Annotated in this window: 22 protein-coding genes; 7 read left to right on the top strand and 15 right to left on the bottom strand. The window is 68.3% G+C overall.

All coding sequences use genetic code 11. The features are described from left to right. Positions 1-26: 26 nt before the first annotated feature. From GKZ92_RS00065 to mrf, 3 genes are read right to left on the bottom strand one after another with little or no spacing between them, the layout of a single operon-like run. Positions 27-860: an SDR family NAD(P)-dependent oxidoreductase gene (locus GKZ92_RS00065; protein WP_042378133.1), complete on the bottom strand. Its 834-nt coding sequence runs from the start codon at positions 858-860 to the stop codon at positions 27-29. Continuing rightward, positions 850-1098 (bottom strand): hypothetical protein, encoded by a 249-nt coding sequence (locus tag GKZ92_RS00070; protein WP_006361183.1) that lies wholly within the window; start codon positions 1096-1098, stop codon positions 850-852. The genes GKZ92_RS00065 and GKZ92_RS00070 overlap by 11 nt, the downstream gene beginning before the upstream one ends. Positions 1099-1129: 31 nt before the next feature. Then, a complete protein-coding gene (mrf, locus tag GKZ92_RS00075; protein WP_035753884.1) occupies positions 1130-2509 on the bottom strand; it encodes a ribosome hibernation factor-recruiting GTPase MRF in 1380 nt (459 codons plus the stop codon). Between the two features lie 94 nt (positions 2510-2603). Here mrf and rpmB point away from each other — a divergent pair, with 94 nt between their 5' ends. Genes rpmB through rpsR form a run of 4 tightly spaced genes read left to right on the top strand, consistent with a single transcriptional unit; the run spans position 2604 to position 3586 of the window. Then, on the top strand, positions 2604-2840 hold the full coding sequence (gene rpmB / locus GKZ92_RS00080; RefSeq protein ID WP_035753882.1) for a 50S ribosomal protein L28: 237 nt from the start codon (positions 2604-2606) through the stop codon (positions 2838-2840). Next, positions 2840-3004, top strand: coding sequence for a 50S ribosomal protein L33 (gene rpmG / locus GKZ92_RS00085; RefSeq protein ID WP_005200413.1), 165 nt, complete (start codon positions 2840-2842; stop codon positions 3002-3004). Before rpmB ends, rpmG begins: the two co-directional genes overlap by 1 nt. Then, positions 3004-3309 carry a 30S ribosomal protein S14 gene (rpsN, locus tag GKZ92_RS00090; protein ID WP_005200415.1) on the top strand — a complete coding sequence of 102 codons (306 nt, stop codon included), beginning with the start codon at positions 3004-3006 and terminating at the stop codon, positions 3307-3309. Before rpmG ends, rpsN begins: the two co-directional genes overlap by 1 nt. Before the next feature lie 22 nt (positions 3310-3331). Beyond that, complete coding sequence (gene rpsR / locus GKZ92_RS00095) at positions 3332-3586, top strand: 30S ribosomal protein S18 (protein WP_006361186.1); 255 nt, start codon at positions 3332-3334, stop codon at positions 3584-3586. A 67-nt stretch (positions 3587-3653) separates the two neighbouring features. Here rpsR and GKZ92_RS00100 read toward each other — a convergent pair whose 3' ends face one another. The 3 genes from GKZ92_RS00100 to GKZ92_RS00110 form a co-directional block, all read right to left on the bottom strand. After that, positions 3654-9140, bottom strand: coding sequence for an ATP-binding protein (locus tag GKZ92_RS00100; RefSeq protein ID WP_006361187.1), 5487 nt, complete (start codon positions 9138-9140; stop codon positions 3654-3656). Positions 9141-9445: 305 nt separating this feature from the next. Next, positions 9446-10561, bottom strand: coding sequence for a DUF4190 domain-containing protein (locus tag GKZ92_RS23605; RefSeq protein ID WP_230461866.1), 1116 nt, complete (start codon positions 10559-10561; stop codon positions 9446-9448). A 56-nt stretch (positions 10562-10617) separates the two neighbouring features. Then, positions 10618-10797, bottom strand: a complete 180-nt coding sequence (locus GKZ92_RS00110) for a hypothetical protein (RefSeq protein WP_035754030.1) — start codon at positions 10795-10797, stop codon at positions 10618-10620. A gap of 124 nt (positions 10798-10921) precedes the next feature. Here GKZ92_RS00110 and GKZ92_RS00115 point away from each other — a divergent pair, with 124 nt between their 5' ends. Both GKZ92_RS00115 and GKZ92_RS00120 read left to right on the top strand, forming a co-directional pair. After that, complete coding sequence (locus GKZ92_RS00115; protein WP_005200422.1) at positions 10922-11443, top strand: peptidylprolyl isomerase; 522 nt, start codon at positions 10922-10924, stop codon at positions 11441-11443. A gap of 215 nt (positions 11444-11658) precedes the next feature. After that, positions 11659-12375 carry a rhomboid family intramembrane serine protease gene (locus tag GKZ92_RS00120; RefSeq protein WP_035753878.1) on the top strand — a complete coding sequence of 239 codons (717 nt, stop codon included), beginning with the start codon at positions 11659-11661 and terminating at the stop codon, positions 12373-12375. Positions 12376-12402: 27 nt separating this feature from the next. On the opposite strand, the gene GKZ92_RS00125 is transcribed toward GKZ92_RS00120, so the two are convergent. Next, on the bottom strand, positions 12403-12909 hold the full coding sequence (locus GKZ92_RS00125; protein WP_035753877.1) for a PH domain-containing protein: 507 nt from the start codon (positions 12907-12909) through the stop codon (positions 12403-12405). 117 nt (positions 12910-13026) lie between these two features. Continuing rightward, positions 13027-13317: a cell division protein CrgA gene (gene crgA / locus GKZ92_RS00130; RefSeq protein ID WP_006361193.1), complete on the bottom strand. Its 291-nt coding sequence runs from the start codon at positions 13315-13317 to the stop codon at positions 13027-13029. Positions 13318-13477: 160 nt separating this feature from the next. Here crgA and GKZ92_RS00135 point away from each other — a divergent pair, with 160 nt between their 5' ends. Continuing rightward, positions 13478-14137 (top strand): aminodeoxychorismate/anthranilate synthase component II, encoded by a 660-nt coding sequence (locus tag GKZ92_RS00135; RefSeq protein WP_006361194.1) that lies wholly within the window; start codon positions 13478-13480, stop codon positions 14135-14137. 73 nt (positions 14138-14210) lie between these two features. Here GKZ92_RS00135 and pknB read toward each other — a convergent pair whose 3' ends face one another. The 7 genes from pknB to GKZ92_RS00170 form a co-directional block, all read right to left on the bottom strand. Beyond that, the gene (gene pknB / locus GKZ92_RS00140) at positions 14211-16160 is read right to left on the bottom strand and encodes a Stk1 family PASTA domain-containing Ser/Thr kinase (protein WP_006361195.1); all 1950 of its coding nucleotides are present in this window, start codon (positions 16158-16160) and stop codon (positions 14211-14213) included. Positions 16161-16229: 69 nt separating this feature from the next. Next, positions 16230-17594 carry a protein kinase domain-containing protein gene (locus tag GKZ92_RS00145; RefSeq protein WP_035753874.1) on the bottom strand — a complete coding sequence of 455 codons (1365 nt, stop codon included), beginning with the start codon at positions 17592-17594 and terminating at the stop codon, positions 16230-16232. Next, positions 17591-19090: a peptidoglycan D,D-transpeptidase FtsI family protein gene (locus GKZ92_RS00150; RefSeq protein WP_006361197.1), complete on the bottom strand. Its 1500-nt coding sequence runs from the start codon at positions 19088-19090 to the stop codon at positions 17591-17593. Before GKZ92_RS00150 ends, GKZ92_RS00145 begins: the two co-directional genes overlap by 4 nt. Continuing rightward, positions 19087-20520 carry an FtsW/RodA/SpoVE family cell cycle protein gene (locus tag GKZ92_RS00155; protein ID WP_006361198.1) on the bottom strand — a complete coding sequence of 478 codons (1434 nt, stop codon included), beginning with the start codon at positions 20518-20520 and terminating at the stop codon, positions 19087-19089. The genes GKZ92_RS00150 and GKZ92_RS00155 overlap by 4 nt, the downstream gene beginning before the upstream one ends. After that, the gene (locus tag GKZ92_RS00160; protein WP_006361199.1) at positions 20517-22016 is read right to left on the bottom strand and encodes a PP2C family protein-serine/threonine phosphatase; all 1500 of its coding nucleotides are present in this window, start codon (positions 22014-22016) and stop codon (positions 20517-20519) included. Before GKZ92_RS00160 ends, GKZ92_RS00155 begins: the two co-directional genes overlap by 4 nt. Next, entirely contained in the window at positions 22013-22477 is a 465-nt protein-coding gene (locus GKZ92_RS00165) for an FHA domain-containing protein FhaB/FipA (protein WP_005200436.1), read from the bottom strand. The genes GKZ92_RS00160 and GKZ92_RS00165 overlap by 4 nt, the downstream gene beginning before the upstream one ends. A 252-nt stretch (positions 22478-22729) precedes the next feature. Further along, positions 22730-24091 (bottom strand): DUF3662 and FHA domain-containing protein, encoded by a 1362-nt coding sequence (locus GKZ92_RS00170; protein ID WP_155224886.1) that lies wholly within the window; start codon positions 24089-24091, stop codon positions 22730-22732. Between the last annotated feature and the right edge of the window lie 56 nt (positions 24092-24147).

A 24147-nucleotide genomic window follows, 5' to 3' on the forward strand; every position in this document is an offset into this window, starting at 1 on the left:
CTTCGGTTGGGGTGACCCGGGGCGGGTCAGTTGAGCCCGGTGAGTTCCGCTGACTTCTCCCACAGTCCGTCGATGAGCTTCTGGTCGTGTGCCTGCCGGTTCTCGAGCCCGTTCGGCTTGTGCCGGCTGAAGTACACGCCGTTGACCGACGGATCCGCACCGCGTTCGGCGAGGGCGATCAGCGGTGCGGCGCCCTGCTCGGGAGTGATGGTCACCAATCGGGTGATCGGTGAGCGATAGGCGAGTCCGACGAACCGGGAGTCGCGTCCGAAGCTCGTCGCGGCGGGACCGGGATGTACTGCGGCGGAATAGATCTTGTCGTCGGACCACCGCTGTGAGATGCCGCGGGTGAACAGGATGTTCATCAACTTCGCCGTGCCGTAGGGGCGGAGGGCCAGCGCTCGGCGCTTCTCGAAGTCGAGATTGTCGAAGTCGACGCTGCCGGCCAGATTGCCGACGCTCGCCGTGTTCAGGACCAGTGACGAGCCGGCCGCGGCCAGCCGGTCGCGCAGCAGGTGGGTCAGCAGGAACGGAGCGAGATGATTGATCTGGAAGTTCGGCTCGTGGCCGTCCGCCGTGCGGTCCTTGTGATCGAAGGTGCCGCCCGCGTTGTTCATCAGGACGTCGATGGACTCGACGCTGCCGGAGATCTGCGCGGCCAGATCACGCACCTGGGCGAGGTCGGCGAAGTCGGCGGTGAACGACGTCGCGCCGGTCTCGGCCGCGATGGGCGCGAGTTTCTGCGGGGACCGGCCGACGAGGATCAGATTCGTCGACGGTCCGGACAGCGCGCGGGCCGCGATGGCACCGATGCCGTCGCTGGCACCGGTGAGGACGATGGTCCGCTTCTCACTGGCCATCTGCCGTGCCCTCCGATCCGCCGACCGCGTGATCCTTCGGAGCATCGGTGTCGGCCGGCGCCGCGTCGTAAGCAGCCCTCTCCTCCTCGATGCGCTTGGTCTCACCGACGGGGGCGTCGCCGGACGTGGGCAGCACCGAGTCCGGACCATCACGCTCCGCGGGCTGCTCGGGCATGTCGGGGTCGATCTTCAGGTCGTCCTCGGTCGTCGTCCACTCGGGCTGCTCGTTGTCGGCCATCCCTCCACCATGCCTGAGGATCGGCGAAACGTCACCGGTCGTCGTGGTGGTCCTCGGTTCGCCCGTTGCCGGATCGGCGGTCGGCGGCCGGGGCGTCGACCATCGGCGCCTCGACGTCGACGTCGTCGCACGGGTCCGCGTGAAACCGGCCGAACGGATCGTCCAAGGTGTCCCAGAAATCCTGTCCCGCGGCCAGTTCCACCTCGTTCAGGCAGGCGGCACGCAGCGCTTCGTCGATCTCGTCGGGGTCGCCGCGGTGGACGAGCACCACCAGAGAAGAGTGGCGATCCCCGAACGTGTCGTCCCAACGCAAGGCCCCGAGTGCTCTCCGTTCGGGTGAGACCCGGGCGAGCTCGTCGTCGTCCATCGCGGCGAGCCACCGACCACCCGGCGCGACGCGTAGCCCGCCGCCGGCCGACTCCAGCCACAGCGCCTCGTCCGGCTGGGTCGCGACCCACAGGCGTCCTCGTGCGCAGACCACTCCGTCCAACAGTGAGTCGATCGCATCGTGCAGGCGGCCCGGGTGCAGGGGCCGGTCGGTGTGGAACTCCATCCAGGTGACACCGCAGTCGGGATCGAGGGAAGGCTGGTCGACCAGGAGCGGGTCGTGCGGCCCGTCGATGCGCCCGCGCCGCGACGAAGGCGGGATCGCGGCGACCAGCTGCTCGACGAGCAGGGGAGTGAGCGGCCGCTCCGGCAACTCGAACATCATCGGCGCCCTCGGTGACAACCGCTTGAGGACCGCCATGAGGCGAGCGGACTCCCAGGCGTCCCGGGCGGCGGGATCGCTGCCGACGACGACGAGGGCGTCGGCGAAGGCCACCTGACCCACCGCAACCTGTGCGAGGGTGCGCTCGTCGTCGGGCGGTACGGGCAACACCTCGCACAACCCGAGATCGCCCGTCGCATGGTGCAGCCACAGTTCCTCTGCGACAGAGACAATCGTCGATTCAACCCGCACGTCGAGGGCCGCCGGTGCCGCGGGCGTGTCGGGCTCGTCGTCGACGACCACATGCTCGATGGACCACGCGATCCGTTCCGGTTCCAGGATCGGGTCGAGGGTGAGGACGATGCGTCGAACCGACGATCGCCGGTGAAGCCGTCTGAGCAGGGGCAGCAGATCCTCGCGCAGCGTGCACGACACACAACCGTGAGCGAGTTCGATCACCGTGACCACCTCACGGCGGCGGCCGTCGGATTCCCGCCAGGTCAGGGTCCGGATCACGCGCCCGTCCCCGACTCCGCTGAGGTCGTGGTGGACCTGCACCGTGCCGGGATCGGACGTCAACGCGTCTCCGATCCGGCGAGATGTGGGTCGGTCCAGGCCGGTCACCAGGATGACGGGCGTTCGGTTGTCGGCAGGGAGGAATCGCATCTGCCCGTCCTCGGGATTCAGGTCGGCCACGTCCACACTCCAGACTATTGAGAATCATTTCCATTTAGGTCTGGTCGACGGTAACGTGTCGACGACGCTAATGCCAATCATTGTCAATAAGGAGGACGGCATGTCACGACGATGCCAAGTCACCGGGCGCGAACCGGGCTTCGGTAAGCAGGTCTCGCATTCCCATCGACGCACGTCTCGTCGCTGGGACCCGAACATCCAGCGCAAGCGGTACTTCGTACCCAGCGAGGGGCGGTACATCACCCTTCGGGTCAGTGCGAAGGGGATCTCGACCATCGACCGGTACGGGATCGAATCCGTGCTGCGCACCATGCGTGCACGAGGGGAGAAGATCTGATGGCGCGCAATGAGATCCGACCCATCGTCAAGCTCCGGTCCACGGCCGGCACCGGTTACACCTACGTCACCCGGAAGAACCGCCGCAACGATCCGGATCGCATGGTGCTCCGCAAGTACGACCCGGTCATCCGCGCCCACGTCGACTTCAAGGAGGACCGCTGATGGCGAAGAAGTCCAAGATCGTCCGCAACGAACAGCGTCGCGAGGTGGTGGCCCGATACGCCGACCTCCGCGCGGAACTCAAGCGGACCATCGTCGCACCCGACTCCACCGGCGCCGAACGGGCGGAGGCCCAGCGTCGCCTGCACGCCCTGCCACGCGACGCCAGCCCGACGCGCCTGCGCAACCGGGACGCCATCGACGGCCGGCCCCGCGGCTACATCGGCAAGGCCGGGTTGTCGCGGGTGCGGTTCCGCGAACTCGCGCATCGCGGTGAGCTGCCCGGCATCCACAAATCCAGCTGGTGAAAGACCCGAACAGGAGGCGTTCATGAAACGCAGACCACGCCGCGACGACGAACGTCCGGCCCGCAAGAAGAATCAGCTGTCCGCGCTCGGCATCCGGACCGACGGCCGGAACCCGGTGGACTACAAAGACGTTCAACTTCTCCGACAGTTCCTCAGTGACAAGGGACGGATCCGGAGTCGACGGCTGACCGGCCTCACACCACAGCAACAGCGCCAGGTCGCCACCGCGATCCGCAACGCCCGGGAGATGGCGTTACTGCCGTACAACTCACGCTAGGTGCCGACACAGCACAACGCCGCCCCCGGTTCGGATTCGAACCGGGGGCGGCGAATTGCGTTGTGTGTCAAGAACTCACGGCGTGCGAGTCCTTCTTGCCCCAGGCCGGGGAGTTCTCGATCGCACCGATGATCCGCGGGCGCAGCTCCTCGGCGCGGATGACGGCGTCGACCGAACCGACCTCGACGGCGCGCTGGATGCTGTGCACCTTGTCGAACTCGGCGGCGATCTCGCTGATCTTCTCCGCACGGACCGACTGCCGGATGTCGGCGAGCTCGGCGTTCAGGCTCGAGCGATCGGTGCCGAAGGACTCGGCGACGCTCGTCTCCAGCTCGCGGACGCGCGGATCGGCGGCGACGCGCTTGGCGACCTCACCGGCGAACACCACTGCGGCGGCGGGCGCGCCACCGAGCACGGAGGCGAACGAACCGTCGATGGCCAGCACGGTCATGTTCGGGTTCAGAGCCTTCGAGAACACCACGAACGCACCGCCGTGGTAGCGCGAGATCACGCAGAACACGATCGGGCCGCGGAAGTTGACGATCGCGCGACCGATCTCGGCGCCGTACTCGAGCTGCAGCTTGCGCATCGACTCCGGCGAACCGTCGAAGCCGGACAGGTTCGCGAGCACGACGAGCGGACGATTCCCGCTGGCCACGTTGATCGCCCGGGCGGCCTTCTTCGACGACTGCGGGAACAGCGTGCCGGCGGTGTAGGTGTCCGGACCGTCGGTCGGCTTGTAGCCACGACGCGCGACCTCACGCGACTCGATGCCCAGCATGCACACCGGGATGCCGCCCAGGTGGACGTCGCACACGACGGCCGTCTCGGCGTCGGCCATGCCCGCCCAGCGTTCCAGGACGACGTGGTCCTGGTCGGCGACGGCGCGTATGACGGTGCGGATGTCGAAGGGCTTCTTGCGATCCGGGTTGTGCTCGCGCGAGAAGATCTGACCCACCGTGGTGAAGTCGCTGCCCGCGAGGACGTGCGGGTAGTCCGAGACGTCGCGGTCCGACGGATCGGCCGTGTCCGCCCGGCGCGGGGTGCCCTCGCCCGGCAGCACGTACGTGTGCTCGTAGTGGGACATCAGGACGTCGCGGGCCGCACCGAGATTCGGCGCCCAATACTGTGCCTGGCCGTTCGGGCCCATGACGCGGTCGAAGCCGCCGATGCCGAAGTTGTCCTCGGCCGAGACGCCGCCGGAGAAGTCCAGCGACTGCTTGCCGGTGAGGACCATCGCCGAATCGGGGGTCATCACCAGGATGCCCTTGGTGTGCATGAGCATCGTTGCCTCGGCGTTCCAATACGGCTGCGCACCGACGTTGATACCCGCCACGACGATGTTGATCTCGCCGCCGTCCTGGGTGTACTCGACGACGCGCTTCAGTGCGCGGGCGACCCAGTCCATGTTCTCGGTACCGGAGTCCATCGAGATCCGGGCACCCGAGGACAGTGCGTACCACTCGAGCGGCACCTGCATCTGCTCGGCGAGATCGAGCGCGGCGATGACGCGGCTGCACTCCGGTTCCGACAGTGCGCCAAGCGATTTCGTCGGATCACCGAGCAGGACCACGCGGGTGACGCCCTCCGGGAACTTCTCGGTCGGAGTGGTCACGACACCGGCGACCATCGCCGCCGTGTTACGACCCTTGGGCCGGTCGACCGGGACCAGGCGATGCTCGGCGTCGAGGTCGTATTCGGTGAAGTCACCGAGGATCTCGGCCAGCTCGTACGGGTAGACGGTGTTGCGTGCCGCGGCGCGCTTGACCTTCTGGCGGTACTCGTCGACGGGCTCGATGGGCGCGTCGGTCGGTGCGGTGACCTTCACCTCGAACTCGCCGGTCGCGGTGAGCGAGAAGTGCACCGAGACCTTGGTCAGCTCGCCGGAGTCGGGATTGCGGCGACGGGCGATCACCTGGACCTCTTCCAGGCCGATTCCGCGTGTGACTCCGCTGATGTGATCGGCGATCGTGTCGAGGATCGACGCGTCGTCGTCGATCGGCGGCCAGACGTAGAGGACGATCCGGTTGGTGCTCGACGGCCGGGCCGCCCCGCGCTGGGCGCGGCGGATCGAGTCGGCACACGAGGCGAGTGTCGCCTCGGCGGTGGGAAGCGTCAGCAGACGTCCGCCGGGCTCTCGGACCGCGGTGAGGTCGCGGACCTGGGCGAAGGCGATGAGTCGCTCGTCGGACGGGTTTTCCCGTGCGACACAACGGAAGAGGTACACCTCTTCGTCGTCGGCCGACGGGAGTCGGGTGAGGTCGAACTTCCGCAGCCGCTCCATCCGCATCCGCTGCGCGATGTGCGGGTGCAGACCGCGGATGAGGCGTTCCTCCGCCATGCCGGTCGCGGACTGACGGAAGGTGACGTGATGATGCATTCGCGCGTCGCCGCGGCCGGCCACCGTGATGGTGACCCGGTGGACCTGCGGTGGGAGTGCGGCGTTCGAGATGGTCTCGTGCAGGGTCTCGGCGAGGGCGTCGAAGCCGCTCGGCTGCTGCTCCCAGCTGAGGTAGATGTCGGCGTCGACCGCGGCGGCGCCACGGGCGAGTTCGCCGAGACCGTTCAGCGCTGCCGGCAGGCCCGCGAAACCGACGGCCGCGGACATCAGACTGCCGCTGTCACGGTCGGCGACGACGAAGGTGGTGCCACCGGCCTCGTGGTTGCGGATGTCGGAGAGACCCTTGTTGCCGTAGTAGCGACGGGTCAGGACCTCGAGCATCACCTGGTTGTCGGTGGTGCCGCGTTCGATGCGCTGACCGAGGAGGCGGACGAGTGGCTCGGTGCTGCGCACCATGTTGTCGACTCGCTCGTCGCGGTCCGCGGCGTTCGGGTTCTCGTCGAGGTAGCGCAGCTGCTTGCGGACGTTGCTGTAGACGCGGGCACGGTCGCGGAGCAGCAGCGGCTGGCCATACCAGGCGTAGACGACACCGCGGGCGAGGTCGGCGATGGCCGGGTAGCGCATCTGGGTGGCGGCGATCAGTCGGTCGAGGGCGGGGCCCACGTCGTCGCGCAGTTCGTCGCGCGGCGTCGGCTCCTGCAGCCATTCCCGCAGCAGGGTGGTGATGACGGTGACCGATCCGGCCGGGTTCTGCAGGGCCAGGAAGATGCGGAAGACCGCGGCTTCCAGCTCCGGGGTCCGGTCGAGCTCGGTGACGCCGTAGTGACGCAGCGCCCGGCTGAGCTGGTCGTGGAAGGCGGCGGGGAGCCCGTCGCGCTCCACGTCGAGGCTCTGCAGGTAGGTGTGGAAGTTCTCGCGGGCACTGTGCACGTGCTCGACGCCGAGCTCGTCGCTCGACGGGCGGTTCTGGCTCAGCTCGGCGAGGTCGGCGAACACGGTGATGAGTTCGAGCTCGTCGGCGAGAGGCCGGCGACCGCTGGCCATCACGGCACGGCGCACGGCGAGGTAGTCGTCGAGCAGACGGGTGGCCTCGTTCGAGTCGACGTCGAAGCCGAGGAGCTGCGCACGCAGGTCCTCCTGGGTGCGGGTGGTGCGCTCGTGCGCCTCGACCTCGGGTTCGGTGGGCAGGTCGAGATCGACGCCCGCGACCTCCTCCGGGGCCTCGTCGCCGTCGTCCTCGGTCAGCGGCTCGAGACGCAGCAGCGTCGCGCCGGTCTCGACCTGGGTGCCGACCGACACCAGGCTCTCCTTGAGCCGTGAGCGGACCGGTGCGCGCAGCACGGTCTCCATCTTCATCGATTCGAGGACCAGCACGGGTGCGCCCGCCTCGACCTCGTCGCCGACCTGCAGCGGAGTGGCGACCACGAGTGCGGGTGCCGGCGAGCGGACGACGCCGCCCTCGTCCCGGCTGACGCGGTGGGTGATGCCGTCGACGTCAACGAGGTGGACGGGTCCGTGGGTGTCGGTGACGAGACGGAACCGTTCACGGTTGACCACCAGCTGGGCGGCATGTTCGTCGAAGCGCTCGAGCTCGACGTCGGCGGTGCGGGTCTCGGTGCCGGCCTCGATGCTCACACGGAAGCGGTGTGCGCCGATGCGGGCGACGCGGACGCGGTAATTGGCGCCGCGCAGCTTCAGGTCGAGGGGACGGCCGCTCTCGTGCTGGACCTGCGGGCGGCCGCCCGAGGCGGTCGACATCAGGCGCTGCTGCTCGACCTTCTCCTCTTCCTCGTAGGCGTCGATGGCCGCCGCGGTGAGCGCGATCGCCGAATGCTGGTTGGCGACCAGGCCGCCCTCGGCACGGACCCGGTCGATCCAGCCGGTGTCGGCGCTGCCGTCGATGACCTCGGGCTGGTCGAGCAACTCGAGCACGAAGGACTTGTTGGTCGAGCCGCCGGCGATGATCACGCGCGTCTCGCGCACAGCGCGGCGGAGGCGTCCGAGTGCCTCGTCGCGGTCGCGGCCGTAGGCGATGATCTTGGCGATCATCGAGTCGAAGTCGGCGGGGATGGTGTCGCCCTCGCTGACGCCGGTGTCGACGCGGATACCAGGGCCGGCCGGTAGTTCGAGGAGGTTGATGCGTCCCGGCGCCGGAGCGAAGTCGCGGTCGGGATCCTCGGCGTTGAGACGGGCCTCGATGGCGTGGCCGCGCTCGGTCGGCGGCTCGCCCTCGAGCTTGCCGCCCGAGGCGACGTGCAGCTGGGCACGCACGAGGTCGAAGCCGTTGGTGATCTCGGTGATCGGGTGCTCGACCTGGAGGCGGGTGTTGACCTCGAGGAACGCGAAGAGCTTCTCGCCCGGGTGGTAGAGGAACTCGACCGTGGCGGCACCGCGGTAACCGACGGCGACGGCGAGGCGCTCGGCGGAAGCCTTCAGCTCGGCGACCTGCTCCTCACCGAGAACGGGCGACGCCGACTCCTCGACGACCTTCTGGTTACGACGCTGGACCGAGCAGTCGCGGACGCCGAGCGCCCATGCGGTGCCCTGACCGTCGGCGATGACCTGCACCTCGACGTGGCGCGCACCGGTGACCAGGCGCTCGAGGAAGACGACGCCGCTGCCGAAGGCTCGGGCGGCCTCGTCACGGGTGCGCTCGTAGGCGTCGCGCAGTTCCTCGTCGTTGTTGACCACGCGAATACCGCGTCCGCCACCACCGGCGGTGGCCTTCAGCATCAGCGGGTAGCTGATGTCGGCGGCTGCGGCGAGCGCGTCGTCGATGGTGTCGACGGCACCGCGGCTCCACGGAGCGACCGGCACGCCGACCTCCTCGGCGATCAGCTTGGCGCCGATCTTGTCGCCGAGCTTGCGCATCGCGTCGGGCGACGGGCCGACGAAGGTGACGCCGATCCGCTCGCAGAGTTCGGCGAAGACCGGGTCCTCGGCGACGAAGCCCCAGCCGACCCACGCCGCGTCGGCGCCGGTCTCGAGGAGGGCGCGCTCGAGCACCTTCATGTTCAGGTACGGGCGCGACGCCGCCGGACCGAGGTCGTACGCGATGTCGGCCTCGCGCACGAACGTGGCGGCGGCATCGACATCGGTGTGCAGGGCAATGACCTCGATCGGCTGCCCCGTCTCGGCGGACAGGCCACGGACGGCATGGATGAGGCGCATTGCGGCCTCGCCACGGTTGACGATGGCGATTCGGGAGAACATCACCGACTCCTTCGGTTCGTCGTGCCGAGGATGTGTTCGGCACACGCGAGGTGGTTCAACAGGTCGATAGTTGCGGACCGAAGCCATTACGCGCGAGTACGTTCACGCGCGTCGGCATCGGGTCGTCGCGACCCAGCGGCTCACCTGGACCGGGAACGTGCTGGGTGGAGACCCTTTTCGGCTATCAGATCTTCCTACCGAAACAGATTGCGATTCGGTGCCGATCTGCGATCTCCGATCGGCGAATTCGTGCCGTACCGACTGTGACCGGGGTCACGAAGGTTGCGGCACCGGCCGGGTGCGGGTCAGGCGGCGAAGAGAATCCAGCTGTAGATCAGCAGGCCGAACACCAACACGCCGAGGTACGCCCAGCCCAGCCAGATCGCGACGTCGGCGAACGGCAGACCGGACTGTCCCCGGGTGCGTCTGATCTGGCCACGGGCGCGGTAGCCGAGCACGAGTCCGATGGGGAACGTGATGCCGAGCCCCGAGAGGATCAGGGCCCACACGGCCAGGCGATTGAGGCGTGGGCCGGACTGGGGAGCCACGTTGTCCTCCGGATCGTCCTCGAATGCTGAGTTGTTGTCTGCAGAGTAGGCCTGGGACACGGGTGTGAAGACCGTGTGGTGGTCGGAGCCGGGCGTCTCGTCGTCGTGTTGCTTGGCGGGGGCTGCCGAAGCGGCCGGCGGCTTGACGAACATGGTGGCGTCGGCCGCGTCGGAACGTCGGGTCTCGTCGTCGAGCGCAGCAGGGCGTGACCGGGGAGGTTCCGGCCGCGACGGTGCCGGTCCCGGACGGGCACCGAGGGCGTCGGGTCCCGGAACGCCGGTCCTCTGCGTCGGATTGCCCTGTGGCAGATTCCCTTGTGACGCAACAGGATTGGTACCCGGCGGTGGGCGGTGTCCGGCCGGGGGGCGACCGGCTGGATTCATCGGTCCGGGGTTGCCCGGCGAACTGCCGGGAACCGGTCGCGGACGTGGGCCGGTCGTGTAGGCGCCGGCCGGACGCGGGGGAGGCTGCGGACGGGGGCCGGCGGGCTGACCGGGGCCGCCCGGACCGGGCGGACGGGGACCGCCGGGCGGGGGACCGGGTCGCTGAGACGATGCCGGGCCTGCCGGACCACCGGGCGCGGGCGGCAAGGGCCCGCGAGGGCCGGGTCGTCCCGAATCGGGCAGGTCGCGTCCGCGGGGCGGGGAGGGAGCGCTGATCGGCGCGCTCGGTACGCGCTCCCAGGGCGCGGTGCCGTGGGATCCACCGGTGGGAGCCGGGCCCGAAGAACCGGGGCCGGTCGGACCGGGCCGGGCGGGTTCGGGGTCGCGGGGCTTCGCGTCGTCGGACATCGACCACAGCTCGCGTGCCCGCTCGGACGCGCCACCGAGGGAAGTGGGCGTGTTCGGAGAGCGCTCGTCGTCTGAGGTCACGTGTTCAAATTACCTGTGGATGCCGCCGGCGCCCGGATCGACCGTCGGCGGTGTCGTCACGAGGCCTGTGATTCCGTGCTCTCCGCGAGGGCCTCACGGACCTCTTCGACGCGGGGAACGGTCGGCGAGACCGGCGGCGGATCCTGACGTGCACGACGCAGGATGACAGCGCCGACACCGGCGGTGAGCGCCGCTGCGAGCACAGCCAACGCGGCGACGAGGTAGTTCTTCGGCATGTCGACCAGACTGCCAGCCCGGCCCCCGCCGATGCCACCTCCGGCGATGTGACCCTGCGCGCGCATGTGCGGTCGAGAGCCACGTCTTGACCATTGAAAACTGCACAAGTGGTTGGATGGAGGGGTGACCACTCAGAAAACCTCCGCAGTCATCCACACCAACCGCGGCGCCATCAAGGTCGACCTGTTCCCGAACCACGCGCCCAAGACCGTCGAGAACTTCGTCGGCCTGGCCGACGGAAGCAAGGATTACAGCAAGCCGAACGCATCCGGCGGCAACTCCGGCCCGTTCTACGACGGCTCGGTCTTCCACCGTGTGATCGCCGGCTTCATGATCCAGGGCGGCGACCCGACCGGCACCGGCATGGGCGGTCCCGGCTACCAGTTCGGTGACGAGTTCCACCCCGAGCTTCAGTTCGACCGTCCGTACCTGCTGGCCATGGCCAACGCCGGCCCGGGCACCAACGGCTCGCAGTTCTTCATCACCGTCGGCCCGACCCCGCACCTCAACCGTCGCCACAGCATCTTCGGCGAGGTCACCGACCCCGAGTCGCAGCAGGTCGTCGACGCCATCGCGACCACGTCGACCGATCGTCAGGATCGTCCGCTCGACGCCGTCGTCATCGAGAAGATCGAGGTCAACTGACTTCTCCGGAACACACCGTCCCGCAACGGGCGGTGTGTTACCGGCATCCCGACCGCCCCACCGGCCTGTCCTGCAGCCGGTGCGGGCGGCCGGCGTGTCCGGACTGCCTTCGACCGGCGTCGGTCGGCCAGCACTGTCTCGAATGTCTTCGGGACAGTGGCGTTCAGAGGGGCTTCCAACAGACGCCGGCCTTCGGTGACCGCGGAGTGCGACGGATGGCGACCACTCGCCTGTCCGCGGGCAAGCCGTACGTCACCTACACCCTGATCGGGATCAACATCCTGATCTTCCTGCTGTGCGCCGTTCAGGCGGGCAGCTTCGGCGACCCCGGGGCCGCCACCATATTCAGCTCCGGAGATCTCCTCAAGAGCGACGTCGCCGCCGGTGAGTACTGGCGCCTGCTGACGTCCGGCTTCCTGCACTTCAGCGTGATGCACGTGGCCGTCAACATGCTCTCGCTCTACATCCTGGGCCGCGACCTCGAGCTCGCGCTGGGAATGTCCCGCTACCTCGCGGTCTATCTGATCGCACTGTTGGGCGGCAGTGCCGCCGTCATGCTCTTCGAGAACGATCGCGCCCTCACCGCAGGCGCCTCGGGCGCCATCTACGGCCTGATGGGCGCGATGCTGGTGGTCATCCTCAAGGCCCGCGTCTCGCCGGTGCCCGTCCTGTTGATCATCGGGTTCAACGTGGTGCTGTCGTTCTCGCTGCCCGGGATCTCGGTCCTCGGGCACCTCGGTGGACTCGCCTTCGGCGCCGCGGCCACCGCCGCCATCGTCTATCTCCCGGGAATGGTCCTGCCGGAGAGGCGTCGGACCCCGGAGGCGGCCAGCCGGGTCGGCTGGATCGCGCTCGCCGCGCTGGCCGTCGTCGCGCTCGGCCTGGGGGTCGCCGGCGGGATCACCTACGACGGACTGACCTACATCCGCTGACGGGCCAGGCGTCGAGAGCCGGCCCGGTCAGCGGTCATCGTCGACGTGGAATCCCGCTGCGCGGAGTGCGTCGACCACCGACATGAGGTCGGTACCGAGATCCCAGCGGCTGAAGACGAGCAGCCGGGTGTCGGCGCGCGGTCCCGCGGATCCGTCATCCCGACGAAAGGTGTCGGCGTCGTCGTCCAGGACGTCGATCTCGAGCTGTCCCACCCGGCGCCCGACGCGGCGCATCGACAGCAGGCGGATGCGTTCGACGCGGTCGGGTGTGTAGCTGCGTCGTCCGGTCAGACCGCGCACGGTCAGCGTCGCCGGGCGTCCCGCGGAGAGTTCGAGCCGCGGCCGGACCAGAAGCGTGTAGACGCCCAGCGCGACCAGCAGCACGCCGGCGATCCCCATGAGCACTGATCCGGCGGGGTCGTTGGACACCACGACCGCGCCGCCGAGCAGAATCACGCCGCCGATGCAGCCCGCGATACCCGCACCGACCGGCGTCGACCATGCGTGCGTGGATGGGTCGGCAGAGTTATCCACAGGAGTTACTCACAGTGGGGACTACTTACACACATGTTATTTCCACAGTGTGGACAACTTACACACATGTGTTTTCGCAGCTCAGAGCGTGACACGCGAAAATGATCGTGAATCGGATCAGCGCCACCGCATGGTCATCAACAGGCCGGCCACCATGAGGGAGAACCCGATGAGGAAGTTCCAGGAGTTGAGCTCGGCCATCCAGTGGAGGACCTGACCCTCGGCGCCGTACGCGGTCGGGGTGGCGGCGAGGTAGTAGACGACGAGCCAGGCGAGCCCGAGGAGCATCAGGCCGAGCATCACGCTCACGTAGATGGTGCTGGAAGCTCCGGCCTTGACCTTGACCGGAGTCCTACTCGCGGCGTTGATCGTGTAGTCGGTCTTCTTCCGGACTTTTGACTTCGGCATGACATCCTCTGTTGTGCTGTACCGCAGCAGCGGTCGTACGCGTGCCCGGGAGTCCGAACGTCGTGTGGACGATCGGTCCGGGTTCGGAAACACTCGACTTCTACGGTATCTCACCAGGTCGCTGACCGAGGTACCCGCTTTCGGCGGTAGCCTTTTCTGCGTGAGTCGCATCCTGGTCATCGACAACTACGACAGCTTCGTCTACAACCTGGTCCAATACCTGGGTCAGCTCGGCGTCGAGGCCGTCGTGTGGCGCAACGACGACCCCCGGCTCACCCCGTTCGATGCCGAACATCTGCGTGAGGCGGTCTCGGGATTCGACGGGGTGCTGCTCAGCCCCGGACCCGGAACCCCGCAGCGCGCGGGCGCGACGATGCCGATGGTCGAGGTGGCCGCCGCCGAGGCACTCCCGCTGCTGGGTGTCTGCCTGGGTCATCAGGCGATCGGTGCCGCGTTCGGCGGAACCGTCGACCGCGCACCGGAACTCCTGCACGGCAAGACGTCGCTGGTCTTCCACGACGACAAGGGTGTGCTCGCGGGCCTGCCGGATCCGTTCACCGCGACCCGCTACCACTCGCTGACGGTGCTGCCCGAGACCATCCCGGACGAACTCGTCGTCACCGGACGCACCGAGTCGGGCATCGTCATGGCGATGGCCCACCGCGAGCTGCCGATCCACGGCGTCCAGTTCCACCCGGAGAGCGTCCTGACCCAGGGCGGGCACCGGATGCTCGCCAACTGGCTCAAGACGTGCGGCATCGAGATCGACGAGGCGCGCGTCGCGGCGCTCGAAGCGGAGATGGCCGGCGCGGTCGGCTGAGCGCCGATCCACTGGTGTCTGAGGTGCGAGGAGCGCGGCGCTTCGCTCGCACCCCGGGGAGCCGGCGGCCGCTCTAGTTCGGCAGCAGGCTGGCCTGGCCGATGATGATCGTGACCGCGCCGCTCTTGCGCGCCTTCGAGCCCGCCGGCGGTTCCTGTCCGACGACCCGTCCGTTGTCGGGACTGTTCAGCGGCACGTTCCGCGTCTGACGCGTCAGCGTCGACCGTTCCCAGCCGGCCTGTTCCAGGGATGCCTGGGCCTCGGCGGGTGTCTTACCGCGCAGGCTCGGGACGGTGAACAGGTTGCCCCGAGACACCGAGATCTGCACCGTGCTGCCCTGCTCGGCCGTCGAACCGGGACCGGGAGAGGTGGAGAGGACCTCGCCTGCGCGCTGGTCGGAGTCGACCGCCACCTCGTCGACCGTCATGCCGAGCTCTTCGAGGACCGCGCGGGCGCGGTCGGCCGGCATGCCGATGACGTCGCGGACCGTGATCTCCCTGGGGCCGTTGCCCACGTTGAGGACCACCGGTCCGTTGACGGGCACCTCGGTGCCGATCTTCGGCGCGGTCGACACGACCTTGTCCTTCATGTCGACGGTCGAATCCACACGTTCGGTCTTGACGTTGGTGAACCCGAGCACCTTGAGGGCATCCAGGGCTTCGGCCGGAGTCTTGCCGACCAGGTCGGACGGTATCCGGTGCCGTTGCGGACCGGTCGAGATGTACAGCGCGACCTCGGAGCCCTCGGCCGCCAGCACACCCTCGCCGGGCGTCGAGCGGGTTGCGAGACCCGGCCCGACGTCGAGGCTGGGTTCCTCGAGGACACGCACCTCGAAACCGGCTCGTTCGAGGGCCGACTGCGCATCCTCGGAACTCAGTCCGGCGACCGCGGGCACGCTGACGTCGGGATCGGAGCCCGAACTCCACGGAGACCACAGGAAGAGCGTTCCGACCAGCAGCACGACCGCGGCGATCGCGCCGGCCATCAGCCGGCGGGACCGCCGACGCGGCGGATCGTCGTCGGAGTCGGACCGGTAGTCGGCGTCGCGTCGGTGGCTCCCACCGGCACGGGCGGGGATGGCGCGCCGCGGTCCGGTCGTTTCCGACCGGACGGGGCGTCGGGGGCCGGTGTCGATGAACTCGGTGCGTTCCTCGTCGGTGAGCAGCATCGGTGCCGACGGCTTGCCGCCGGCGAGCACCCGGATCAGGTCGGCGCGCAGATCGGCGGCCGACTGGTACCGGTTGTCCTTGTTCTTGCTCATCGCCTTGAGCACGATCGAGTCGAGCTCGCGCGGGATGTCGGGACGCACATGCGACGGCCACGGCGGGTCCTCGTGCACGTGCTGGTGGGCGACCGCGACCGGCGAATCACCGGTGAACGGCGGCTCCCCGGTGAGCAGCTCGAACAGCACGCAGCCCATCGAGTAGATGTCGCTGCGCGGGTCGACCTTGATGCCGCGGGCCTGCTCGGGCGACAGGTACTGGGCGGTGCCCATGACGGCGGAGGTCTGCGTCATCGTCGACGTGGAGTCGCTCATCGCGCGCGCGATGCCGAAGTCCATCACCTTCACCGCGCCGGACTTGTCGATCATCACGTTCGCCGGCTTCATGTCTCGGTGCACGATGCCGTTGCGGTGCGAGAAGTCCATCGCGGCGGCGACATCGGCCATCCACGTCATCGCCTGCCGCGGCGCGATCGGACCGTTGGCGCGCAACACGTCTCGCAGGGTGTCGCCGTCGACGTACTCCATGACGATGAACGGCAGCGGACCGTCCTCGGTCTCGGCCTCGCCGGTGTCGAAGACCTGGACGATCGTCGGGTGGTTCAGCTTCGCCGCGTTCTGGGCCTCACGCCGGAAGCGCAGGTAGAACGACGGATCGCGCGCGAGGTCGGCGCGCAACACCTTGATCGCCACGTCCCGGTGCAACACCAGGTCGCGGGCATAGTGCACCTCGGACATGCCACCGAAACCCAGCGTTTCGCCGAGTTCGTAGCGGTCGGAGAGGTGGTGTGGTGTCGTCATCTGCCTCGGGTCAGCCTGGGATCTCGGCTCAGCGGGTCGTCGGGGGTGGTATCAGCATGGCGCGGTGACCTAACACAGGGGGAACGGCACGCCGGGGAAGCACGGGGTGCCGGTGGCGGCACCGGTGTCCGTCGTGTCGTCGGTGGTCGTCGGCGGACCGGGCGCGGTGGTCTCCGTCGTCTGCTCGCTGGTGGTCGTCGTCTCCTCGCTCGTGGTCGTGCGGGTCGGACGTCGCGTGGTCGTGGTCTCGTCGGGTTCCTGGGTCGGGACCACGGTGGTGGTCCGGGTGACCGCCGACGAGGTCGACGGTGCAGTCGGGGAGGCATCGTTGCCACCGCTGCTGACCAGGTAGAAGCCGATCAGGCCGATCGCACCGACCAGCAGGGCTGCGGCGACACCGGCGAGAACCTTCTGCCCGGTGGTCCAACTGTTGTCCGGCGGAGGTGCGACCGCGGTGCGGGACGTCGGACGCGGGGTCACGGGACGTGATGCGGTACCCGGCGCCGTGGTGGCGCGGGTCGCGACGGTGTTGCCCAGCGCCGCGGCACCGGCGGCACCTGCTGCGGCACCGGCGATGGCTCCCGGACGCGGGGGTCGGCGACCTGCCCGGACGGCGGCCACCGCGTCGGCGAACTCGCCGCCGTTCGCATAGCGTTGGCGCGGATCCTTGGCCATCGTGATCTCGATGAGCTCGCGGACACCCGACGGCAGGTTGGGCGGCAGCGGCGGCGGCGATTCACGGATGTGCTTCATCGCGACGGTGATCGCACCGTCGCCCAGGAACGGTCGGCGGCCGGTGAGGGCCTCGTAGCCGACGACGCCGAGCGAGTACACGTCCGACGCGGCGGTCGCCTCGTCACCGGTGGCCTGCTCGGGAGAGATGTACTGGGCGGTGCCCATCACCATCCCGGTCTTGGTGACCGGGGCGGAGTCCACGGCCTTGGCGATGCCGAAGTCGGTGATCTTGACCTGGCCGGCCGGCGTGATGAGGATGTTGCCCGGCTTGACGTCGCGGTGCACCAGACCCTGGCTGTGCGCGGCCTGCAACGCCCGGCCGGTCTGCTCGAGCATGTCGAGCGTGTTGGTCAGCGACAGCCGACCGAGTCGGGAGATCACCGAGTTCAACGGCTCGCCGTCGACCAGTTCCATCACCAGATAGGCCAGCGGATCGCCGCCGTTGTAGTCCGGGGTCTCGCCGTAGTCGAAGACGTTGGCGATGCCCGGGTTGTTGAGTTTCGCCGTCGTCTGGGCCTCCGCACGGAACCGTGCGATGAACTCCGGGTCGTTGGTGTACTCGGCCTTGAGGACCTTCACCGCGACACGACGGTTGAGCCGCGTGTCGAGGGCTTCCCACACCTGGCCCATACCGCCCGTAGCGATCAGACGGATGAGCCGGTAACGATCACCGATGGTGGTGCCGTTCTGCAGGGTCATCGACTGCCACCTCCCACCAGCGAATTGATCACTTCTCGTCCGATCGGCGCCGCCACGGTCCCACCGACCGAGTCCGCACCGAATTGTCCATTCTCCACCACCACGGCCACCGCGATCTGCGCGTTCGACGAAGGTCCGAACGCGATGTACCAGGAGTACGGGGTGTCGGTGCTGGAACCGCTCTCGGCGGTGCCGGTCTTCGACGCGATCGTCACCGGCCCGCCGGCACCCGAGGTGGAGCGCTCGGACTCGATCATCATCGAGGTCAGCTCAGCCGCCTGTTCGGGCGTGATGGGCTTGTTGGCGGTGGTCGGCGGTGTGGTCTGCAACGTGCGCAGATCAGCTGATTGAAGCTTATCGACCAGGTACGGCTGCATTCGCACCCCTCCGTTGGCGACGGTCGCCGCGATCATGGCGTTCTGCAGCGGCGTCAGCCGCACGTCCCGCTGTCCGATGGATGCCTGTGCGAGGACATCGAGCGACGGGATCGGGCCCACGGTCGAGTCGACGACCGGCATCGGGATGTCCGGGCCGGGCTGATCGAGACCGAACAGGCTCGCGGTCTCGGTGAACTTGGGGATCGCGTCCGACATCTTCTCGGTCACCAGCTCGGCGAACGCGGTGTTGCACGAGTACTTGAACGCCGTCTCCAGCGACACGGTCCCGCCCGAGGAACCGGGGCAGGTCTCGCCGCCGTAGTTCGGCAGCGACACGTTGGTGCCCGGCAGCGGGAAGCTCGGCGCCGCGGTGAGACGGATGCCCGGGGTGATGTTGTCCCGCAGGGCGGCCGCCGAGGTGACGACCTTGAAGGTCGATCCCGGCGGGTACAGCTGGCTGATCGCGCGGTTGAGCATCGGCTGCGCGGTGTCGCCGGGACGGTTCCACGCCTCCCAGCTGCTCTCGCGGACATCTTGGTCGTGGCTGGCCAGCTTGTTGGGGTCGTAGCTCGGGGTCGAGACCATCGCCAGGATCTTGCCGGTGTTGGGCTGCAGCGCCACCACCGCGCCGCGGCACGGCCCGTCGCACGGCCCGTTGAGCATGGCGCGGTAAGCGGCCTGCTGCACCTTCGGGTTGATCGTGGTGACGACGTTGCCGCCCCGCGGGTCGCGGCCGGAGAACATGTCCATGAACCGCTGACCGAACAGCCGGTCGTCGGAGCCGTTGAGGATCGAGTTCTCGTAGTGCTCGATCTGGTTCGCGAGGTACTGGAACGAGTAGTAACCGGTGACCGCCGCGAAGGCCTCGGCACCCTCCCGCGGGTACTGACGCAGGAACTTCAGCCGGCTGTCGATGGGCACCGACAGCGCGATCACGGTGCCGTCGGCGGTCGTGATCAGGCCACGCTGGCGCGAGTACTCGTCGAGCAGGACCCGGTTGTTGCGCGGGTCGGTCTTCAGGGCATCGGCCTTGAACACCTGCACGTAGGTGGCGTTGGCCAGCAGCGCGACGATCATCACGATCACCGCGAGCGACACATTGCGGATCGGCTTGTTCATTTGCGCTTCACCACCTGGGTGGGCAGCGCGTCGACCGGCTTGGCCGCCGGACGCTTCTTGACCGGATCGGGTTCGCGGGCGGCGTTCGAGATCCGGATCAGCAGCGCGACGAGGATGTAGTTCGCCAGGAGCGACGAGCCGCCGTACGACAGGAACGGCGTCGTCAGACCGGTCAGCGGGATCAGCTTGGTGACACCGCCGACGACGACGAAGACCTGCATCGCGATGGTGAACGCCAGGCCCGTCGCGAGGAGCTTGCCGAAGCTGTCGCGCACGGCGATGCCGGTGCGCAGGCCGCGGTGGATGAACACCATGTACAGCAGCAGGATCGCGGTCAGGCCGGCGAGGCCGAGCTCCTCGCCGATGGTCGAGATGATGAAGTCGGTGTTGGCGAACGGCACGATGTTGGGTCGTCCGGATCCGAGGCCGGTGCCGAACAGACCGCCCGTGGCCAGGCCGAACAGACTCTGACCGATCTGGTAGCCGGAGCCGTCGAAGTCCTCGAAGGGGTTGAGCCACACCGAGACACGGGTCTGCAGGTGGGAGAAGATCGACCACGCGACGACCGCACCGATTGCGAACAGCCCGATGCCGAGCACCAGCCATTCCACCCGCGAGGTGGCGACGTAGAGCATCGTCAGGATCGTCGCGAAGATCAGCAACGACGTGCCGAGGTCCTTCTGGACGACCATCACCGCGATCGCGATCGCCCATGCGGCGAGCAGCGGACCGAGGTCACGGGCGCGCGGGAGATCGACGCCGAGGACATGCGGGCCCGCGGTGATGAACAGATCGCGCTTCGACACCAGGACCGCCGCGGCGAAGATGATGATCAGGATCTTCGAGAACTCGCTCGGCTGGATCGAGAAGAACGGCGTGATGATCCAGTTCTTGGAGCCGTTGATCTCCGAGAACGCGCTGGGCAGGATCGCCGGGATGATCAGGAAGACCAGTCCACCGAGGCCGAGGGTGTAGGCGTACCGCGACAGCGTGCGGTGATCGCGGATGAGGATCAGCACCGCGGAGAACGCGATGATGCCCAGGCCGGCCCACAGCAGCTGCTGATCGGCGTTGTTCGTCGCCTGGGTGGGGTTGATCGACTCGCCGGTGTTGCCCGACCCGAGGTCGAGGCGGTGGATCAGCACCAGACCCAGCCCGTTGAGCACGGCGACGACCGGCAGCAGGATTGGGTCGGCGTGCGGCGCATAGCGTCGGACGACGAGGTGGGCGATCCCGAACAGCGCCGTGTACGCGGCGACGTACTTGAAGATGTCCCACGTCAGGTTCTGGCCCTGGGCGGCCTGGACGATGAGCAGGGCGACCGTCACCAGGCCGATGGCGAACACCAGCAGGAGCAGCTCGGCGTTCCGGCCGGTGCTCGTCGCGGGCTCGCGAGGCGGGGCGTGCGGGGCGGGCGCGGCTTGAGTCATCTCACCTGCTGCCGGCAGCTGGTACCGGCGTCCTCTGGAGGTGCGGGCTTCTCGGCGGGTGCGGCGTCCGGGGCGGGCGGGGCCACCGACTCGGTGGCGCCTCGCTGCGGGATGCCGGACGGTGCAGCAGTGGCGCGCGGAGCGGGCGGCGCGCTCGACGCAGGGGGCGGGGGAGTCGCCGAGGACGGGGGCGGTGGGGGAGTCGCCGAGGGAGCGTTGTCGCAGCGGAAGGTGAGCTCCTTGGTCACCACGCCCTCGATCTCCTCGGCGCTGCGGTCACGGATCATCACGTTCTTCACCGACTGGGCCGGTCCGGACACCAGATCGTCGACGTTGAGCGGGATCTCGCAGGTGTCGTCATAAGGGATGAAGGTGTAGGTCGGCTTCTCCTGGTCGAGATCCTCGACGCACACGCGCGTGACGGGCTTGCTCATCGACACGAAGAGGACGTCGGCCGGTGAACCCTGGTGGATCACGACGTCGCCGTCGGAGTCGGCGGCCACGTAGTAGTTGCTCTGCACGATGGACCGCGTCACGAAGAATCCGGCGACCAGTGCCGCGATGACCGCGAGGGCGACACCGACGGCCAGCCACCGGCGCCACGTGCTCTTGTGCTTCGGCGGTTCCTCCGCCTCGGTCAGCACGGTGGGGCGCTGCGGCTCGGCGGGCGGCGGACGCAGCGCGGCGGCGCGTCCGGCCGCGGTGGCCGGGTCGGGGGTGTAGGACTCCTCGTTGCCCCCGGCGGCACCGCCGACGATCGGGCGGGAGTCGCCGTACTCGGTGTCGACGACGTCGGCGAGGACGACGGTCACGTTGTCCGGGCCGCCGCCGCGCAGCGCGAGTTCGATGAGTCGGTCGGCGCACTCCTTCGGATCGGCGATGGATCCGAGGGTCTCGGCGAGGGTCTCCTCGCTCACGACGTCGGACAAGCCGTCGCTGCAGAGCATGTACCGGTCTCCGGCACGTGCCTCGCGCATCGTGAGTGTCGGTTCGACCTCGGAGCCGGTCAGGGCACGCATGATCAACGACCGTTGCGGATGCGTGTGCGCCTGTTCGGCGGTGATCCGGCCCTCGTCGACGAGGGTCTGAACGAAGGTGTCGTCGCGGGTGATCTGGGTGAGGGCGCCGTCGCGGAACATGTAGCCGCGTGAATCGCCGATGTGGCACAGTCCGATTCGGCTGCCGGCGAAGAGGATGGCGGTGAGCGTGGTGCCCATGCCGTCGAGGTCGGGGGCCTCGTGGACCTGTGCGGCGATGGCCTCGTTGCCCGCACGGGTGGCACGACTGAGATGGCTCAGCAGGTCTCCGCCGGGCTCGTCCTCGTCGAGTTCGGACAGGGCGCGGATGACGAGTTGACTCGCGACCTCACCGGCCGCGTGTCCGCCCATGCCGTCGGCGAGCGCGAGCAGGCGCGGGCCGGCGTAGAAGGAGTCCTCGTTGTTGGACCGGACGAGACCGCGGTCGCTGCGCGCGATGTAGCGCAACACGAGTGTCACGGGCGCAACTCGATCACGGTCTTGCCGATGCGGATCGGCGTGTTCAGCGGGACCTTGACGGCGGTCGTCACCTTGGACCGGTCGAGATAGGTGCCGTTGGTGGAGCCGAGGTCTTCCACGTACCAGTCGTCACCGCGTCTGGAGAGTCGCGCGTGACGTTCCGAGGCGTAGTCGTCGGTGAGGACCAGGGTCGAGTCGTCGGCGCGACCGAGCAGTACCGGCTGCTGGCCGAGGCTGATCCGGGTGTTGGCCAGCGCGCCGTGCGTGACGACCAGATAGCGCGCCGCGCCTCGGACCCCGCCACTGCGTCGACGCTTCTCCGCGCCTCCCGAGTAACGCGGGATGCGCATGCCGCCGGCCGAGGCGATGTCGGCACGAAGAGTCCGGATCACAGCAAAGACGAACAACCACAACAACAGCAGGAACCCGATACGGGTCAGTTGCAGCACCAAGCCCTGCATGTCTTGCGTTCACCTCCAGCGCCGTCGCATCTCGGATCGGTCGTACTCGGTAAGCCGTACCGGGCGGGTGTCGATCTCGACTGCCGATGGCAACCGGCGGACCCCGTGTGCATCTTATGGGCAGTTGAGCGGAACCCGTTCATTCACATATGACAGTTCAGTATCAACCGCCCCCGCGGAGTCGCCCGGATCACTTCGATCAGCGACCACCGCCGCCCGTGTTCGGCGGGCGCTGAACGGCGTTCTCCGGGACTACTGGAACCGGACGGTGATGTCGGAATGTCCCACGCGGATGCGGTCGCCGTCGGCCAGTTCCCAGGTGTTGACCTGCAGGTCGTTGACGGTGGTGCCGTTGGTCGAGTTGAGGTCGGTGAGCATCGCGGTGGTGCCGTCCCAGCGGATCTCCACATGGCGACGCGAGACACCGGTGTCGGGCAGGCGGAACTGCGCGTCCTGGCCGCGGCCGATCACGTTGGAACCCTCGTGTAGCTGGAAGGTGCGGTTGCTGCCGTCCTCGAGGAGGAGGGTGATCGACGCCGGCGCGTAGCCGGCGGCGGGACGTCCCGCACCGTAAGCCTGGCCCTGGTCGTAGCCACCCTGGTAGTCGTAGGCGGCCGGGGGCTGCTGGCCGTAGCCCTGCTGGCCGTAGCCCTGGTCGTAGCCGCCGGGCTGCTGGCTGTAGCCCTGCTGTTCGTAGCCGGGCTGTGCATAGCCCTGTTGGCCGTAGCCCTGCTGGTCGTAACCGGGCTGGCCGTAGCCCTGGTCGTAGCCGCCGGGCTGCTGGCTGTAGCCCTGCTGTTCGTAGCCGGGCTGTGCATAGCCCTGTTGGCCGTAGCCCTGGTGGTCGTAACCGGGCTGGCCGTAACCCTGTCCGTAGCCGGGCTGCTGGCCGTAACCCTGCTGCTCGTAGCCGGCGGGCTGCTGACCGTAGGCCTGCTGGTCGTAACCCTGCTCGTAGCCGGACTGCTGGCCGTACTGGTCGTAACCCTGCTGTCCATACGCCTGCTGGCCGTAGCCCTGCTGCTCGTAGGCCTGCTGGTCGTACTCGGGATCGGCGCCCCTGCGCTGGTCGTATCCGGGGTTCTGAGTCATCTTGGGGGCTCCTTGGTCGGGTGCGTCGGCGGGAAGAGCTTGTGCGGCCGGGCGAGGATTCGGGGCCGGGAGACCGGCCGGTGGGCGGGGGGCCTTCGATGGTGCGCCGTCTGGTCGTCCCGAACGCGACGGCACCGGGCGGGGCCGCACGTCAGGGTTCACCGTGCCGCGCGCACGGAAGATCCCAGTGTGCAGGGATGGCGATTGCTCGAACTCTACGACGACCTTGCCGTAGGTCTGCCACCCGTTGTCGTTGATGAAGTGTTCCAAATGCTTCGAGAAAGTCTTGCGGTTCAGTTCGTATTCCGCAGCGATGTGGTCGTGATCGCTCGGACTCAACAGCAGTGTGTAGCTGTTGGCCGCAATGACCGTACCGTCGCCGAGATCTTCCAGCGACTCCTCGGCTTCGCGCTGAAGGCCGTTCTCGATCTCCTGTGGAGCCACCTGACCACCGAAAACTCGCGCAAAACCGTCGTCAACAGCGCCTTCGAGCTTGCGTTCAATTCGTTGCAGGATCCCCACCGAGACCTCCTTTCGCGGCATTCGAGCGTGTCGCCGTGCATATGGCCTTGTTTGAT

It is taken from the genome of Gordonia sp. 135 (genome assembly GCF_009720185.1).
In the GTDB taxonomy this organism is placed as follows: domain Bacteria; phylum Actinomycetota; class Actinomycetes; order Mycobacteriales; family Mycobacteriaceae; genus Gordonia; species Gordonia alkanivorans.